Below are 14,898 nucleotides of genomic sequence, written 5' to 3' on the forward strand. Positions count from 1 at the left end.
AAGCGTGCCTTTTCTGGGGAATTGAATTTCGCCAGATACCCGTTTTCGCCTGCAGGGATAGCGAATGCGGCGTAACCAAGTCCCATTTTTGGAGGAGGAGCATAATGACTATCAGAAGAAGAACATTCCTGACGGGAACGGCAAGTCTTGTTGGCGCGGCGGGTTTGTCGGGCCTTGGCATTCGTCCGTCTTTTGCAGCCGAACCGGACTATAAGCCGGAAGCGGGCGCGAGCCTGCGCGTGTTGCGCTGGACGCCTTTCGTGAAGGGCGATGAAGACAGCTGGCTCGCCAATACCAAGAAGTTCACCGAAGCAACCGGCGTCGAAGTGCGCATCGACAAGGAAAGCTGGGAAGATATTCGTCCGAAGGCTGCGGTTGCCGCCAATGTGGGCTCCGGCCCCGATATCGTGATGTGCTGGTTCGACGATGCCCATCAATATCCCGACAAGCTGGTCGATCTGACCGAGCTTGGCACCTATCTCGACGGCAAATATGGCGGTTTCTATGACGGCCTCAAGGGCTATGCGACCCGCGACGGCAAATTCATCGCCATGCCGCTGACGGCAATCGGCAACGCGATTGTCTATCGCGACAGCCATATGAAAGCGGCGGGCTTCAGCGAATTCCCTCAGGACACGAAAGGCTTCCTTGAGCTGTGCAAGGCCATGAAGGCCAAGGGAACGCCTGCTGGTTTCCCGCATGGCAAGGCTGTCGGCGACGGCAACAACTATGCGCATTGGCTGCTCTGGAGCCATGGCGCGCAGATGGTGGATGAAAGCGGCAAGGTGACGATCAACTCGCCGGAAACCATTGCTGCCATCAACTATGCGAAGGAGCTTTACAAGACCTTCATTCCGGGCACGGAAAGCTGGCTCGACATTAACAACAACCGTGCGTTCCTCGCCGGTCAGGTGTCGCTGACGGCCAACGGCGTTTCCATCTATTACGCCGCGAAGAACGATCCGAAACTGGCGGAATTCGCCGCTGACATGCGCAGCACGAACTTCCCGATCGGTCCGGTCGGCAAGAGCGTCGAACTGCACCAGACCAGCTCGCTTTTGCTGTTCAAGCATTCGAAATATCCCGAAGCGGCCAAGGCTTACATCAAATTTATGATGGAAGCCGACCAGATGAATGCTTGGCTCGAAGGCTCCAGCGCCTATTGCTGCCAGCCGCTCAAGGCGTTTGCGGATAATCCGGTGTGGAAGTCAAATCCGATCCACGCGCCTTATGCTCGCGCATCGGAAACGCTGCGTCCCAACGGCTATGCCGGTCCGCTCGGCTATGCTTCGGCAGCCGTCATGGCCGACTATGTCCTGGTCGATATGTTTGCCTCGGCGGTGACCGGCGCTGCTACACCGGAAGAGGCTGTCGCGAGCGCCGAAAAACGCGCCAACCGCTATTATCGCGTCTAGTCGATAGAGTTGAGGCGGGAGGGTTACCTTCACGCCTCATTTCTTTTGGGTTCTGGAGATGTGTATCCATGACGATGACCAATTCACCCGGAGCCGGAGCATCCGGTGACCCCGGTACGATAAAACGGCCTGTCCTGTCTCGCCTGGCGAATAATCACAACATGCTAGGCTTTCTGTTCATGCTGCCCGCAGCGGTCTTTCTGGTCTGCTTTCTGACCTATCCGCTCGGTCTCGGCGTCTGGCTCGGCTTTACCGACACGAAGATTGGCCGCGATGGCATTTTCATCGGCTTGGAAAATTACGAGTTCCTTTGGGATGACAGCGTCTTCTGGCTCTCGGTGTTCAATACGGTTCTCTACACGACCGTCGCGTCCGTGCTGAAATTCGGTCTCGGCCTCTGGCTTGCGCTGTTGCTGAACGAAAATCTGCCATGCAAATCGTTCTTCCGCGCCATCGTGCTTCTGCCGTGGGTGGTGCCGACCGTGCTTTCTGCGCTGGCATTCTGGTGGATCTACGATTCCCAGTTCTCGATCATTTCATGGTCGCTGATCAAAATGGGCATTATCGATCAACCGATCAATTTCCTTGGCGATCCCACCAATGCGCGGCTTTCCGTCATCGCGGCCAATGTCTGGCGCGGCATTCCCTTTGTGGCGATTTCGCTTCTCGCCGGTTTGCAGACCATTCCGGCTTCGTTGCAGGAAGCGGCATCGCTTGACGGTGCATCGAGCTGGCAGCGCTTCCGCCATGTGACCTTGCCGATGCTGACCCCGATCATCGCGGTGGTGATGACATTCTCCGTGCTGTTCACCTTCACGGATTTCCAGCTGATCTACGTTCTGACCAAGGGTGGCCCGGTCAACGCAACCCATCTGATGGCGACGCTCTCTTTCCAGCGCGCCATTCCCGGTGGCCAATTGGGTGAGGGCGCGGCGATTGCGGTCGCGATGATCCCGTTCCTGCTTGCCGCCATCATGTTTTCTTTCTTCGGCTTGCAACGTCGCAAATGGCAGCAGGGCAGGAGCGACTGACAATGGAGATGACCATGAAGTCCAAGGCACCTTCCAATGAAGCCGCTTTGAAGGACGATAGCCAGGGCATGTCCTATCTCAATCGCCTGCCGCGGCGGGTGGTGACGATTTACATACCCATGGCGCTGTTCGTCTTCGTGCTGCTGTTTCCGTTTTACTGGATGGCGATCACTGCCGTAAAACCGAACGCGCAGCTGACGGATTATGACAATTTCAGTCCCTTCTGGGTGGTGGGACCGACATTGGCTCACATCAAATATCTGCTGTTCGAAACCTCTTACCCCGGCTGGTTGTGGAACACGATGCTCGTGGCGACGGCTTCCACTTTCCTGTCGCTGATTGCTTCGGTTTTGGGGGCTTATGCAATTGAACGCATCCGGTTTACGGGCTCGCGCTCTGTTGGCCTGTTCATCTTTCTGGCCTATCTGGTGCCGCCGTCGATCCTGTTCATTCCGCTGGCCTTCATCGTGTTCAAGCTTGGCATCTATGATTCGCGTCTGGCGCTGATTTTCACCTATCCCACCTTCCTCATTCCTTTCTGCACATGGCTGCTGATGGGATATTTCCGCTCGATCCCCTTCGAGCTAGAGGAAAGTGCGCTGGTGGATGGCGCCAATCGCTGGCAGATTCTGCTCAAGATCATCCTGCCGCTGGCAGTGCCGGGATTGATTTCGGCAGGCATCTTCGCCTTCACGCTTTCCTGGAACGAATTCATTTATGCGCTGACATTCATTCAGTCTTCCGAGAACAAGACCGTTCCCGTGGGCGTGCTGACGGAACTGGTGCGCGGCGATATTTTCGAGTGGGGCGCGCTGATGGCAGGGGCCTTGTTCGGTTCTCTGCCGGTGGTGATCCTCTATTCCTTCTTCGTTGACTACTACGTGTCGTCGATGACGGGCGCAGTGAAGGAGTAGAGGCTAATACCACGCCGGTCTGAAATTGAGCGCTCCGCATCTGGCCTGAGGGTCGGCTGCGGGGCGCAACTGTATAGTGTACGGAAACAAAGCTCACTTTCTCACTGGAGCGGCTTTGATTGACGCATCAAGATTCCTGGCTAAATAATTGTTTTAACGTGCACCTGTCTCAAAATTCGATTCATGCTTTTTGATATGCACGCAAGTTGCTAGAAATTTTAGCAATTCCTTATTGCAATTCATTTGCAATTGCAGAATAGATAATAACGAGGATTCCATTTCAGTTTGCAGCAATCGGATATGAAGGCCGTCGCCTACGGTTCAGTTGCAAATAATTCTTAAGAGCAAGAGTGAGGAATAGATGTTCAACAGAGTGAGACGATTGATCCTGACCGGAATGGCGGGAGCGGTGCTGGCGGCTGTGTTCGCTGTCGGACCTTCCGTTGCGCAAGAAAAACTCAAGGCTGTGACGACCTTCACCGTCATTGCGGATATTGCTCGCAATGTTGCAGGGGATGCGGCAGTGGTTGAATCGATCACCAAGCCGGGCGCGGAAATCCATAACTATCAGCCCACACCTGGTGACATAAAGCGGGCGCAAGGCGCGCAGCTTGTTCTGTGGAACGGGCTTAACCTCGAACTCTGGTTTGAAAAATTCTTTCACCATCTGAAGAACGTGCCGAGCGTTGTGGTGTCTGACGGCGTCGCGCCGATGGGTATTACCGAAGGGCCTTATAGCGGCAAGCCGAACCCTCATGCCTGGATGTCGCCGACGGTCGCTCTGATCTATGTCGATAATATCCGCGATGCCTTCGTTAAATATGACCCGGCCAACGCCGATACCTATAAGGCGAATGCTGAGGCCTACAAGCAGAAGATCCGTGCCGCAATCGAGCCGATAAGGGCGAAACTCGCCGCTGTTCCGGAAGACAAGCGCTGGCTCGTCTCGAGCGAAGGGGCGTTTTCCTATCTCGCGCGCGATTTCGGTCTGAAAGAGCTTTATCTGTGGCCGATCAATGCCGACCAGCAGGGTACGCCGCAGCAGGTGCGCAAGGTCATCGATGCGGTGCGCAAGAATGGCATCACCGTTGTCTTCTCTGAAAGCACGATCTCGTCCGCTCCTGCTGAACAGGTGGCCCGCGAAACCGGCGCTCGCTATGGCGGCGTGCTGTACGTGGACTCCCTGACCGACAAGGACGGCCCGGTGCCAACCTATATCGACCTCCTGCGTGTCACGTCCGACACAATCGTCAAGGGACTGGCCGATCCGTCCTGATCTTCGCAAATCCGGTGTCCGCCATCGCGGCGGGCATGCATGCGATACTTATGAAAGAGATATCCAATGAATGCTCAACCCGACTGGCAGAGCCATTTCGGTTCCGGTTCTGAAGATGGCGGCATTTCCGTCGATGGCGCCACCGTCACTTATCGCAACGGTCTGATGGCCTTACGCGATGCGAGTTTTCGCATCCCAACCGGCACAATTGCCGCTCTTGTCGGTGTCAACGGGTCGGGCAAATCAACTTTGTTCAAGGCGATCATGGGGTTTGTGCGTCTTGCGCGCGGCTCAATCCGGGTGCTTGGCATGACGGTTGAGGAGGCCTTGCGCAAGAACCTCGTCGCCTATGTTCCACAATCGGAAGAGGTGGATTGGAATTTTCCGGTTCTGGTTGAGGATGTGGTGATGATGGGCCGCTATGGCCATATGGGCATGATGCGGATACCGAAAGCCGCCGATCATGAAGCGGTGGCCAATGCGCTTGCCCGCGTCAATATGAGCGAGTTTCGCAAGCGGCAGATCGGGGAGCTTTCGGGCGGACAGAAAAAGCGCGTGTTTCTTGCGCGTGCACTGGCGCAGGACGGTTGCGTCATTCTGCTGGACGAGCCGTTTACGGGCGTCGACGTGAAGACGGAAGAGCAAATCATCACGCTGTTGCGCGAGCTGCGCGACGAAGGCCGCGTGATGCTGGTCTCGACGCATAATCTGGGCTCTGTGCCGGAGTTCTGCGACCGCACGATCCTGATTAAAGGCACTGTGCTGGCCTATGGTCTGACCGCCGACACATTCACCCAGAAAAATCTGGAAAAGACCTTTGGCGGTGTTCTGCGTCATTTCGTTTTGAACGAAACGCAAGCCAGAGCTTCCGCCTCCATCGGTGTGATTACCGACGATGAGCGTCCGCTGATCCTCCAGGGCGGCAAAGCGGCCATTCGCAACGCTGGCGACACAGAGGGCGAGCGGGAATGATGGGAACACTTCTCGAACCTTTTACATATGGCTATATGCTTGATGCGATGTGGGTGTCGGCGCTGGTTGGCGGTGTCTGCGCTTTCCTGTCCTGTTATCTGATGCTGAAAGGTTGGTCGCTGATCGGCGATGCCCTGTCCCATTCCATCGTTCCCGGCGTTGCCGGGGCCTATATGCTGGGACTGCCGTTTTCCATTGGCGCGTTCTTTTCGGGCGGGCTGGCGGCGGCGGTCATGCTGTTTTTGAACCAGCGGACCAAGCTCAAGGAAGACGCCATTATCGGCCTGATCTTCTCCGGCTTTTTCGGGCTTGGCCTGTTCATGGTGTCGATTTCGCCAACGTCGGTCAACATCCAGACCATCGTGCTTGGCAATATTCTGGCGATTACGCCCGGTGACAAGCTGCAACTGGGGATCATCGGGTTCGTGTCGCTCGCCCTTCTGCTCGTCAAATGGAAAGACCTCATGGTCACATTCTTCGACGAGACGCACGCGCGTTCGATTGGCCTCAATCCGACCGCATTGAAGATCATGTTTTTCACGCTCCTCTCCGCATCGACCGTCGCGGCGCTCCAGACGGTTGGCGCTTTCCTTGTCATTTGCATGGTGGTGACACCGGGCGCCACGGCCTATCTGCTGACGGATCGTTTTCCGCGACTGCTGGTCATCGCTGTAATGATTGGCGCTGCCACCAGTTTTGTCGGGGCCTATGCAAGCTACTTCCTCGATGGGGCAACAGGTGGCATCATTGTCGTGTTGCAGACGGCCATTTTCCTGAGCGCATTCTTCTTCGCCCCGAAGCATGGCATGCTTGCGAGCCGCCGCCGCGCCGCTGAGACACAGGCGCAGGAGGCGTCGCAATGAGCATCATCGACACGCTTCTTTCGCCATTCGAATTTCCGTTCATGGTCAATGCGCTGGTGATCTCGGTTACAGTCTCTATCCCCATGGCGCTACTGTCCTGTTTCCTGGTTCTGAAAGGCTGGTCGCTGATGGGCGATGCGATCAGTCACGCGGTATTTCCGGGTGTGGTGATCGCCTATGTTGGGGGCTTTCCCTATGCCGTCGGTGCCTTCGTCGCGGGCATGCTTTGCGCTATCGCGACCGGCTTCTTGAAGGATAACAGCCGCATCAAGCAGGATACGGTCATGGGCGTTGTATTTTCCGGCATGTTCGGGCTGGGGCTGGTGCTCTATGTCAAGGTCCGGCCCGATGTGCATCTCGACCATATCCTGTTTGGCGATATGCTCGGTGTTTCGTGGTTCGATATCGGGCAGGCGGGGCTCATTGCACTCCTCACGGTAGCGATCATTGGCATCAAATGGAAAGACTTCCTTTTGCACGCCTTCGATCCTGCGCAGGCGAGGGCCGTAGGTCTTCGGGTCAACCTCCTGCATTACGGGCTGCTCAGCCTCATCTCGCTGACGATTGTGGGTGCATTGCAGGCGGTCGGCATCATCCTCGCTATTGCGATGCTGATCGCGCCGGGGGCCATTGCGTTTCTGCTGACACGCAAATTCAGCACCATGCTGGTTTTGGCTGCGGTCATCGCGGCGGTGGGTTCTTTCACGGGCGTCTATCTGTCGTTCTTCATCGACAGCGCGCCGGCGCCCACGATTGTGCTTTTGCTTTCAATGACTTTCGCCGCCGCCTTCATTTATGCGATGCGCAAGGCGGCACGAAACGAGGCATCGGAGATCGCTTGATAACAAGGGCTTCTTCGAATCTCCCAATTTCTGCATAGTGGCAAGATGAAGAAAGAAGCAGCGGCATTAACGGTCTATCTGAAGCGCGGATTATCAACTGTGGCCATGATGCTCGTGGCGGCGATGTCTTGTCCTGTTCATGCACAGGAAACGGGCAAGCCGGGCATCTGTGAGACAGATAGTTTCGAGGATACGAAATATATCATCTGTAAGCCCGCCAACGGCGTTGCGGGGCTGAGGCTGTTCTGGAAAGGACCCGATGACAAGCCCTATCGGACATTCTCCAGCGCAGCCAAGGCTCTCAGCGATGATGGCCATAGACTTGTTTTCGCGATGAATGCCGGAATGTATGGGCCGGATTTTGCGCCGATCGGCCTTTATGTCGAGAACGAACAGGAACTGCGTCCCGCCAACAGGCAGAAAGGCGAAAGCGCAGGCGGTCCTCTGCCCAATTTCTACAAGAAGCCGAATGGTGTTTTCTTCTGGGATGACAAGGCGGCGGGAATTCTCCCCACCGACACGTTCTTAGAACGCAAACCAAAGGTCAGTTTTGCCACCCAGTCCGGGCCGATGCTGGTCATCCGCAACAAATTGCACCCGGCTTTCATTTTTGGTTCGACGGATCGCACGCGCCGCAGCGGCGTCGGTGTTTGCGAGGACGGTGCCGTGCGTTTTGCGATCAGCGAAGACCCGGTGAATTTCCATGATTTCGCGCGCATGTTTCGGGATCATCTGAAATGTCCGAATGCGCTGTTTCTCGATGGCGGGAACGGCACTGGGATTTATAATCCTGCCATGGGTCGCAACGACATATCATGGCATGGTGGTTTTGGCCCGATTGTCGGCTTCGTGGAATAGCGCTTGCCGCCGCGTCAGCTGTTGTCGGGCGACTTGATCAGTTCCATGGCAAGTACTCGCGCCGTGTCGGAAATATCGGGATTGAAGACCAGCCAATAACCATTGTCGCTCGTCAAGGATATATCGCAGGCATGAATGAGCTGCCCGCGCTGCACCGCGCCGTCGATCAGCCCGGACCAGCCGAGCGCAACGCCCTGATCGGCAATCGCTGCCTCGATCACCAGATTATAGGTATTGAAGACGAGGCCGTAATTGCCGTCATCGATTTCCTCGCCGATGGCGTTCAGCCACGATTGCCAGGTGAACCAGCGGTCGCCCTGCAAGGTATCGAGATGCAGGAGCGAGGCAGCACCAAGCCCCTTGCCGGAGGGAAAACCGCCGGATTTTTCGAGAAAAGCGGGTGAGCAGACTGGCACCACCTTTTCACCGATGAAAGGGACAGAACCTTCAGGGAAATCGTTGCGCCCGCCGAAGAGGATTGCAATGTCAGCCTCGCGATAGTCCAGCGGCTGGAGCATGGAGGATGCCGTGATGCGCACATCCACCTCGGGATGCTTCGGCCTGAACTGCGCCACCCGCGGCATCAGCCAGAAAGTAGCAAAGCCGTAATCGGTTGCGATCCGCAAACCGGGCGAGCGCTGCCTGCGCCTAATCTGCTGCACGGCGTCTTCGATTCCATCCAGACCCGCGCGCACCGCCGCATAGAGGATCCGCCCGTCGGGGAGAATTTCAACGCCCCGCGCCCGCCGTGCAAACAATGTGACGCCCAAACGGTCCTCCATGCGTTTTATTTGATAGCTGACCGCAGGTTGCGTCATGCCGAGTTCACGCGCTGCAAGGGTCAGATTTTCCAATCGCCCGACCGCTTCGAAAACGCCAAGGCTGCCAAGATCCCAAGATGGAGAAATCATAAAGAGCCTTTATATCTTCGATAAAAAATGAATGGGTTTTTCCTTAGCGCAAATGGTGTTTTCCTGAAAGTCGAAATGAAAGCCATAACGGCTTTTGATTGTACGAGATGCGGAATGCATCCATCAACGAGGGGTCTCCGATGCGTTATTTGGCGATGACTGCACTGGCGTTTGCGGCGTTCACGGGGCTGGCGGGAACGGCTTATGCTGCCGACCCGGCTGCATGCGAAACCATCCGCCTGTCCGATCCGGGCTGGACCGATATCACCTCGACCAATTCCATCGCGAGCGTGCTGCTGACGGGGCTTGGCTATAAGCCCGATGTGAAGACGATGTCGGTCCCCATAGGCTATAAAGCGCTGAAGACCGGCAATCTCGATGTCTTCCTCGGTAACTGGATGCCAGCACAGCAGAAATTCCGCGACGATCTCGACAAGGCCAAAGCGGCTGAGGTGATCGTCAAGAATCTGGAGGGCGCGAAGTTCACGCTCGCAGTGCCGGATTATGTCGCGAGCGAAGGCATCAAGGATTTCGTCGACCTTGCCGCGCATGGCGATAAATTTGGCAAGGAGATTTACGGCATCGAGCCGGGCGCTCCTGCTAACCAGAATATCCAGAAGATCATCGAAGATCCAAAGTTCAAACTTGACGGCTGGAAGATCGTGGAATCCAGTGAGCAGGCCATGCTGGCGCAGGTGGACCGCAAGAACAAGGACAAGGGCTGGGTCGTGTTTCTTGCCTGGGCTCCGCATCCGATGAACACCAAGCTGAAGATTGAATATCTGTCCGGTGGCGATGATTATTTCGGCCCGAACTATGGTGGCGCCGAAGTCTACACGCTGGCTCGCACCGGCTGGTCGGCGAATTGCCCGAATGCTGCAACTTTCTTCAAGAATCTCACCTTCACCGTCGATATTGAAAACGAGCTGATGGGCAAGATTCTGGAGGATGGTGCGGAAGGCCCTGCGGCTGCGAAGCAATGGCTGAAAGCCCATCCAGAACAGATCGACAAGTGGCTGACCGGCGTGACCACGCTGAAGGGCGAACCCGGCGCTGCCGCCGTCAAGGCAAGTCTCGGTCTCTGATCGTCAGAGTAAAGGTTGCAAGGCGGGCATTTCGATGCCCGCCATTTCGCGTTTCACTTATGCCAGATGGTTCCGCCCAGATGAAAAAGCCGAATATCCTCATTCTCATCGTCGACCAGTTGAACGGGACGTTTTTCCCGGATGGTCCAGCCGACTTTCTGCATGTTCCGCATTTGCGCAAGCTTGCCGAGCGCTCCACCCGTTTTGCCAATTGCTACACGGCGAGCCCGCTTTGCGCTCCGGCGCGCGCTTCACTCATGTCGGGCCAATTGCCATTCCGCACCGGCGTTTATGACAATGCAGCCGAATTCTCGTCCGAAATTCCAACCTATGCGCATCATTTGCGCAATTCCGGTTATCAGACCTCGCTTTCCGGCAAGATGCATTTCGTCGGCCCGGATCAGTTGCACGGCTTCGAGCAGCGTCTGACGACGGATATCTACCCCGCCGATTTTGGCTGGACGCCGGATTATCGCAAACCGGGAGAGCGCATTGACTGGTGGTATCACAATCTGGGTTCCATCACCGGGGCCGGTTCTGCGGAAATCACCAACCAGCTCGAATATGATGATGAAGTCGCCTATCAGGCAGAGGCGAAGCTCTATGATCTGGCGCGGGGCCATGATGAGCGTCCGTGGTGTCTGACCGTCAGTTTCACCCATCCGCACGATCCTTACGTGGCGCGCAAGCGCTTCTTCGACCTTTATGCGGATATTCCCGAACTCGATCCGAAGATCGGTCCTCTGCCGGAAAGCGAAATCGATCCGCATAGCGAGCGGCTGCTTCGTGCCTGCAAAGCTGAGGACTATGAGCTGACGCGCGATCAGATCAGGGCGGCGCGGCAGGCTTATTTCGCCAATATTTCCTATGTCGATGAGAAAATCGGCGGTCTGCTGGACGTGATCGAGCGCTGCAACATGGCGGATGATACAATCGTCATTTTCACGTCCGACCATGGCGACATGCTGGGGGAACGCGGCATGTGGTTCAAGATGAGCTTTTTTGAGGGCTCTGCACGTGTGCCCTTGATGATCGCCGCGCCGCAAATGCCCGTAGGCCTGATCGTTACGCCAGTATCAACGCTGGACCTGCTGCCGACATTGGCCGATCTGGCCGGCATCGACCTGAACGGCATCATGCCCTGGACGGATGGCGTTTCGCTGCTGGAAGTTGCGGCTGGCACCAAGGAACGCGGCGCGGTGCCATGCGAATATGCGGCTGAAGGCACGGTCGCGCCAATGGTTTCGCTGCGCGACGGACAATGGAAGATCAATCTCTGTCCTGTTGATCCGCCGCAGTTGTTCAATCTCGCTGACGACCCGGATGAGCTGCAAAATCTGGCGGAGCGCCCGGAGCATCGCGCGATGCTCGAACAACTGACGGACAAGGCACGGGGGCGCTGGAACCTTGGTCTCTATGATGCAAATGTCCGCGCAAGCCAAGCCCGCCGCCATGTGGTCTATCCGGCCCTGCGCAACGGCGCTTATTACCCGTGGGATTACCAGCCGCTGCAAAAGGCATCCGAACGCTATATGCGAAACCACATGGACCTGAACGTGCTGGAGAATAACCAGCGTTTTCCACGCGGCTAGCATCAGGTCGAAGCCGGGCATCTCGTCCGGCTTCTTCTGTCATGGAGCTTACAAATCGACGGGGCGGCCTGAGGCTTCTTCCTCAAGCGTAACGGCGACATCGGCATTCGCCGAAAGCCTGACCTTTTCGCTTTCGATATCGGCGACGAAGCCCAGCTCGATATAGTGATGATGGTCGCTGTGTTGTCCGGAATTATCGCTCTTCTTCAGCTTGATTCGGTTTCCCTCGAGTCGATCCACTGTCCCGACATGCACACCGTCTGCGCCGATTACTTCCATATTCTCATGAATTCTGTGCTGCATAGCGATTTCCTCTGCTTTGGCTTCAGATGAATCTAGCAAATTGCCAATGGGATTGCCGTTCCTAAACTAGTGCGCCTTTTGCGTTTGGCCATGGCCACGGGTGGTGGAAAACTGGCCGGGCACTATCAGATGAGCACTAATCGTTAGGTAAACCTAGCCGTCTTTGTGCTCTGCCTGATCCCTGAGTATCTGCACAGCTCTTGCTCTGTAGTTGTCTTTCACTTCGTCGGAGACACCGCCGCCCACACTGGCACCGCTGACGATTTTGCCAACGGTTGAATCCCAGTCCAGATCGAGATCCGGATTTTCGCGATCAAACAATTGCTTCGCGAGTTCTTCAATCTCGAGCTGCTTTTCAAGTTCGCCACTCATGTTTCTCTCCTCCTGCAAATTGACATTCAGGGTAGTCGCCCGCTGCCATCTTCGTGATGGCGGACCATATATTTGCGAATGAGCAGATCGAGCGCATCTCTGGCCTCCGTCTCCGTCAAGCGCGCCTGAACGTGACCTTCGATTGAAACAACTTCACCGCTGAACTTATCAAAAACGGACCAAGTGCCGTCGCGCTCCCGCCGAACATCAAAACCGTTTTCAATCATGGGGTGCCTCCATTCGCTACATCTGCCGCCCGTCCTGTGCCTGTAGCTCTTTTTCTTGTTGAACTCGCCGAAGGATCGTAAAGGCCGCTTGGCGGCCTCCTCAGTTAACGCGATTTGCAGCCGACCTTTGAATGTGATGGGGTGCTGGGTTGCGCCATCCACCACTGACCAAGTGCCGTTCCCGCATCTCAATGTTTTATAGCTGGTTGTCATTCTTCCCTCTGGCCTGCTGTTCTGAGCCATTATCCGCTCCCGCATGTTCCAAGGCGCTTGTACACACTTGATCGTTCTGTTGTCCCAACACGCCGCAAAGCTCGTTGTTACAACACCGCTGGCGCCAAATTGTTTCTCTTGAACGGACATTATATGAACGCCTCATGAAACCCTGCGCGGTGAAAATCTGAGATAAGATAACGGGAAGACGGCCTTGTTGTTATTGCTTATCCCCAGTGTCGCCCTGTGGGGCGATCGATTTTCCGTTCGAGAAAAGAATGAGCGTAAGCAGCGCAAAGGCCATCACAATAACTGCAACGTCAAAGGCATTTACAGCGCAGGCAATGCCAATGGCGCCTGTCGCCCAAAGGCTGGCAGCGGTGGCGGTACCCTTCACCGATGAGCTTAAACGAAGGATGGCACCTCCACCGATAAAGCCCATGCCTGTGATGACGCCCTCAATAATGCGGGCGAGCGCTTCAGGATTGTCGGTCGTAATCCCTTCTGTTGCCTGGATAAAGCCGCAGCTGGCTACTGCCACGAGGGGAAATGTTCGAAGGCCAGCGCTTCGTTCTTCTCGTTCTCGATGCCAACCTATCGGCAGTGCCAGAATATACGCGGCTGCCAACGCGATGACGTGTGGCCAAACGTTGAAATTGTCGGACTTTAGCGCCTCTTGAAGTGCGGTTTGGAGCTGATCCATGTTTCTCGTTCGCTTAGAGGTGACGGCCTCATTAAACGAACGTGTTTGGATTACGTTCCGAAGCCATTCAAATGGCGCGGCGGGTTCAGCGAGGCGACAATGTGGCGCGGCGGCAGCTTTGGCACAGACCGGCGTTAGCTCTCAACTTTAATTATCACGCTATCTGTTGATTGTTTTCAACTTTTAAACCAAATTTATGATGAGTTGCGACCTTAGCGTTACTAAAAAATGGGAGAGTAATCCCACTTCCTCTCGCGAGATTTAAATCGTGGTGCTCTTTCGGACAATTAACGGCGATTCGATGACAGACTGCTGGTCCGAATCAAGAAGCTGTCCCATTTCACTCATCGTCAGTATCTCTATTGCTCGCTCGACCATTTTTTGGCCGTCATGCACGAGAGTGGTAAGATTGTAAGCGGCCCAACCCGCTTCCGCTATATTATCGTAACCACCAACGATGATGTCATCGGGGATACGAACGCCCACTTCTTGACGTAATGCGTCCATGGCGCCAAGCGCTAACAGATCGTTTGCACAATAGATTGCATCTGGCAGTTTTGTTGCTGAGCCTAGCATGTCTTTCAGCTGTCTAATTGCGGCGTAACCCGCTTCGTAGCGATAGTCGCCTTCCAAAATGAACGGTGCCTCAAATCCTGCTTCATCAAGGCGCTGACAAAAACCAAGCTGTCGATCAATGTTGGCCTGACTGTCAATTGGACCAGTTATATAGGCAAATTTGTGTGCGCCGCGCGCGATGAAGTGCTCTGCCATGACGCGCGATGCGCCCACGCTGTCACAGCTGATTGAATAAACCCAATCACCAGAAAAGCGGGTATTGAAGGAAATAACCGGTACACGCAATTGCGATAGCTGCTCTAGCGCCTCCGGGCTCAGAACTGCGAGTGCGCTGACGATTGCATCGACCCGGTACCCTGCAAGCATGGGTACTATGTCATCGAAGGTGTGGCCACTTTCGACATGTACCAGCAGAATGCGCCAGCCTTCCGCTTGAAGCATTTTGGAGAAGGTTTCGAGTACTGATGTGTAGAATGGATTGTAAAGCCCACCTATCACGACCGCGACCAGGCGCGAGCGATGGCTTAACATGATGCCTGGGATAAAGCTTGGGCGATAGCCAAGCTCTTCCGCAGCTGCCATGACCTTTTTGCGTGTTTCAGGAGACACGCTAGCCCCTGGCTTATAGGTTCTCGAAACCGCGGATTGCGAAACGCCCGCCAATCTTGCCACATCTGTAGAGGATGCGTAGGGCTTGTCACGTTTCATTCCATATCCTTTGTGGTTCATGTCCAGTTTTCTGAAC

General features: G+C 55.5%; 16 protein-coding genes. 10 read left to right on the forward strand and 6 right to left on the reverse strand.

Going from position 1 to position 14,898, the window contains the following annotated elements; genetic code table 11:
- The first annotated feature begins 104 nt into the window (after positions 1 to 104).
- The 8 genes from JAU75_RS09370 (at position 105) to JAU75_RS09405 (ending at position 8,171) form a co-directional block, all read left to right on the forward strand.
- Positions 105 to 1,415, forward strand: a complete 1,311-nt coding sequence (locus tag JAU75_RS09370; protein ID WP_199056239.1) for an ABC transporter substrate-binding protein — start codon at positions 105 to 107, stop codon at positions 1,413 to 1,415.
- A 68-nt stretch (positions 1,416 to 1,483) separates the two neighbouring features.
- Positions 1,484 to 2,446, forward strand: a complete 963-nt coding sequence (locus JAU75_RS09375) for a carbohydrate ABC transporter permease (RefSeq protein WP_371836134.1) — start codon at positions 1,484 to 1,486, stop codon at positions 2,444 to 2,446.
- A 14-nt stretch (positions 2,447 to 2,460) separates the two neighbouring features.
- Positions 2,461 to 3,360: a carbohydrate ABC transporter permease gene (locus JAU75_RS09380; RefSeq protein WP_199056240.1), complete on the forward strand. Its 900-nt coding sequence runs from the start codon at positions 2,461 to 2,463 to the stop codon at positions 3,358 to 3,360.
- 361 nt (positions 3,361 to 3,721) lie between these two features.
- On the forward strand, positions 3,722 to 4,636 hold the full coding sequence (locus JAU75_RS09385) for a metal ABC transporter substrate-binding protein (protein WP_199056241.1): 915 nt from the start codon (positions 3,722 to 3,724) through the stop codon (positions 4,634 to 4,636).
- A 66-nt stretch (positions 4,637 to 4,702) separates the two neighbouring features.
- Positions 4,703 to 5,608 (forward strand): manganese/iron ABC transporter ATP-binding protein, encoded by a 906-nt coding sequence (locus JAU75_RS09390; protein ID WP_199056242.1) that lies wholly within the window; start codon positions 4,703 to 4,705, stop codon positions 5,606 to 5,608.
- Complete coding sequence (locus JAU75_RS09395; RefSeq protein ID WP_371836135.1) at positions 5,605 to 6,471, forward strand: metal ABC transporter permease; 867 nt, start codon at positions 5,605 to 5,607, stop codon at positions 6,469 to 6,471. Before JAU75_RS09390 ends, JAU75_RS09395 begins: the two co-directional genes overlap by 4 nt.
- Positions 6,468 to 7,313, forward strand: a complete 846-nt coding sequence (locus JAU75_RS09400; RefSeq protein WP_199056243.1) for a metal ABC transporter permease — start codon at positions 6,468 to 6,470, stop codon at positions 7,311 to 7,313. Before JAU75_RS09395 ends, JAU75_RS09400 begins: the two co-directional genes overlap by 4 nt.
- Positions 7,314 to 7,358: 45 nt before the next feature.
- Positions 7,359 to 8,171 carry a phosphodiester glycosidase family protein gene (locus tag JAU75_RS09405; RefSeq protein WP_371836136.1) on the forward strand — a complete coding sequence of 271 codons (813 nt, stop codon included), beginning with the start codon at positions 7,359 to 7,361 and terminating at the stop codon, positions 8,169 to 8,171.
- 14 nt (positions 8,172 to 8,185) lie between these two features.
- Here the strand turns inward: JAU75_RS09405 and JAU75_RS09410 are convergent, their stop codons facing one another.
- On the reverse strand, positions 8,186 to 9,082 hold the full coding sequence (locus JAU75_RS09410; RefSeq protein ID WP_199056244.1) for a LysR substrate-binding domain-containing protein: 897 nt from the start codon (positions 9,080 to 9,082) through the stop codon (positions 8,186 to 8,188).
- 140 nt (positions 9,083 to 9,222) lie between these two features.
- On the opposite strand from JAU75_RS09410, the gene choX reads away from it, so the two are divergent.
- Entirely contained in the window at positions 9,223 to 10,167 is a 945-nt protein-coding gene (gene choX, locus JAU75_RS09415; RefSeq protein WP_199056245.1) for a choline ABC transporter substrate-binding protein, read from the forward strand.
- Positions 10,168 to 10,247: 80 nt separating this feature from the next.
- Positions 10,248 to 11,759, forward strand: coding sequence for a choline-sulfatase (gene betC, locus JAU75_RS09420; RefSeq protein WP_199056246.1), 1,512 nt, complete (start codon positions 10,248 to 10,250; stop codon positions 11,757 to 11,759).
- A gap of 48 nt (positions 11,760 to 11,807) precedes the next feature.
- Here the strand turns inward: betC and JAU75_RS09425 are convergent, their stop codons facing one another.
- The 5 genes from JAU75_RS09425 to JAU75_RS09445 form a co-directional block, all read right to left on the reverse strand.
- Complete coding sequence (locus JAU75_RS09425; protein WP_199056247.1) at positions 11,808 to 12,062, reverse strand: DUF2171 domain-containing protein; 255 nt, start codon at positions 12,060 to 12,062, stop codon at positions 11,808 to 11,810.
- Between the two features lie 153 nt (positions 12,063 to 12,215).
- Positions 12,216 to 12,434: a hypothetical protein gene (locus JAU75_RS09430; protein WP_199056248.1), complete on the reverse strand. Its 219-nt coding sequence runs from the start codon at positions 12,432 to 12,434 to the stop codon at positions 12,216 to 12,218.
- 26 nt (positions 12,435 to 12,460) lie between these two features.
- On the reverse strand, positions 12,461 to 12,904 hold the full coding sequence (locus JAU75_RS24055; protein WP_247880431.1) for a hypothetical protein: 444 nt from the start codon (positions 12,902 to 12,904) through the stop codon (positions 12,461 to 12,463).
- 190 nt (positions 12,905 to 13,094) lie between these two features.
- Positions 13,095 to 13,577: an MgtC/SapB family protein gene (locus JAU75_RS09440; RefSeq protein ID WP_199056249.1), complete on the reverse strand. Its 483-nt coding sequence runs from the start codon at positions 13,575 to 13,577 to the stop codon at positions 13,095 to 13,097.
- A gap of 261 nt (positions 13,578 to 13,838) precedes the next feature.
- The gene (locus JAU75_RS09445) at positions 13,839 to 14,882 is read right to left on the reverse strand and encodes a LacI family DNA-binding transcriptional regulator (protein ID WP_247880432.1); all 1,044 of its coding nucleotides are present in this window, start codon (positions 14,880 to 14,882) and stop codon (positions 13,839 to 13,841) included.
- Between the last annotated feature and the right edge of the window lie 16 nt (positions 14,883 to 14,898).

The sequence above is a fragment of the Ochrobactrum sp. Q0168 genome (assembly GCF_016427605.1).
GTDB lineage: Bacteria > Pseudomonadota > Alphaproteobacteria > Rhizobiales > Rhizobiaceae > Brucella.

Coding starts and splice junctions, on each gene's coding strand:
- JAU75_RS09395 (WP_371836135.1), top strand. CDS start 5,605: ATGATGGGAACACTTCTCGAACCTTTTACATATGGCTATATGCTTGAT.
- betC (WP_199056246.1), top strand. CDS start 10,248: ATGAAAAAGCCGAATATCCTCATTCTCATCGTCGACCAGTTGAACGGG.
- JAU75_RS24055 (WP_247880431.1), bottom strand. CDS start 12,904: ATGGCTCAGAACAGCAGGCCAGAGGGAAGAATGACAACCAGCTATAAA.
- JAU75_RS09425 (WP_199056247.1), bottom strand. CDS start 12,062: ATGCAGCACAGAATTCATGAGAATATGGAAGTAATCGGCGCAGACGGT.
- JAU75_RS09385 (WP_199056241.1), top strand. CDS start 3,722: ATGTTCAACAGAGTGAGACGATTGATCCTGACCGGAATGGCGGGAGCG.
- JAU75_RS09430 (WP_199056248.1), bottom strand. CDS start 12,434: ATGAGTGGCGAACTTGAAAAGCAGCTCGAGATTGAAGAACTCGCGAAG.
- JAU75_RS09375 (WP_371836134.1), top strand. CDS start 1,484: ATGACGATGACCAATTCACCCGGAGCCGGAGCATCCGGTGACCCCGGT.
- choX (WP_199056245.1), top strand. CDS start 9,223: ATGCGTTATTTGGCGATGACTGCACTGGCGTTTGCGGCGTTCACGGGG.
- JAU75_RS09390 (WP_199056242.1), top strand. CDS start 4,703: ATGAATGCTCAACCCGACTGGCAGAGCCATTTCGGTTCCGGTTCTGAA.
- JAU75_RS09380 (WP_199056240.1), top strand. CDS start 2,461: ATGAAGTCCAAGGCACCTTCCAATGAAGCCGCTTTGAAGGACGATAGC.
- JAU75_RS09370 (WP_199056239.1), top strand. CDS start 105: ATGACTATCAGAAGAAGAACATTCCTGACGGGAACGGCAAGTCTTGTT.
- JAU75_RS09405 (WP_371836136.1), top strand. CDS start 7,359: ATGAAGAAAGAAGCAGCGGCATTAACGGTCTATCTGAAGCGCGGATTA.
- JAU75_RS09410 (WP_199056244.1), bottom strand. CDS start 9,082: ATGATTTCTCCATCTTGGGATCTTGGCAGCCTTGGCGTTTTCGAAGCG.
- JAU75_RS09440 (WP_199056249.1), bottom strand. CDS start 13,577: ATGGATCAGCTCCAAACCGCACTTCAAGAGGCGCTAAAGTCCGACAAT.
- JAU75_RS09445 (WP_247880432.1), bottom strand. CDS start 14,882: ATGAACCACAAAGGATATGGAATGAAACGTGACAAGCCCTACGCATCC.
- JAU75_RS09400 (WP_199056243.1), top strand. CDS start 6,468: ATGAGCATCATCGACACGCTTCTTTCGCCATTCGAATTTCCGTTCATG.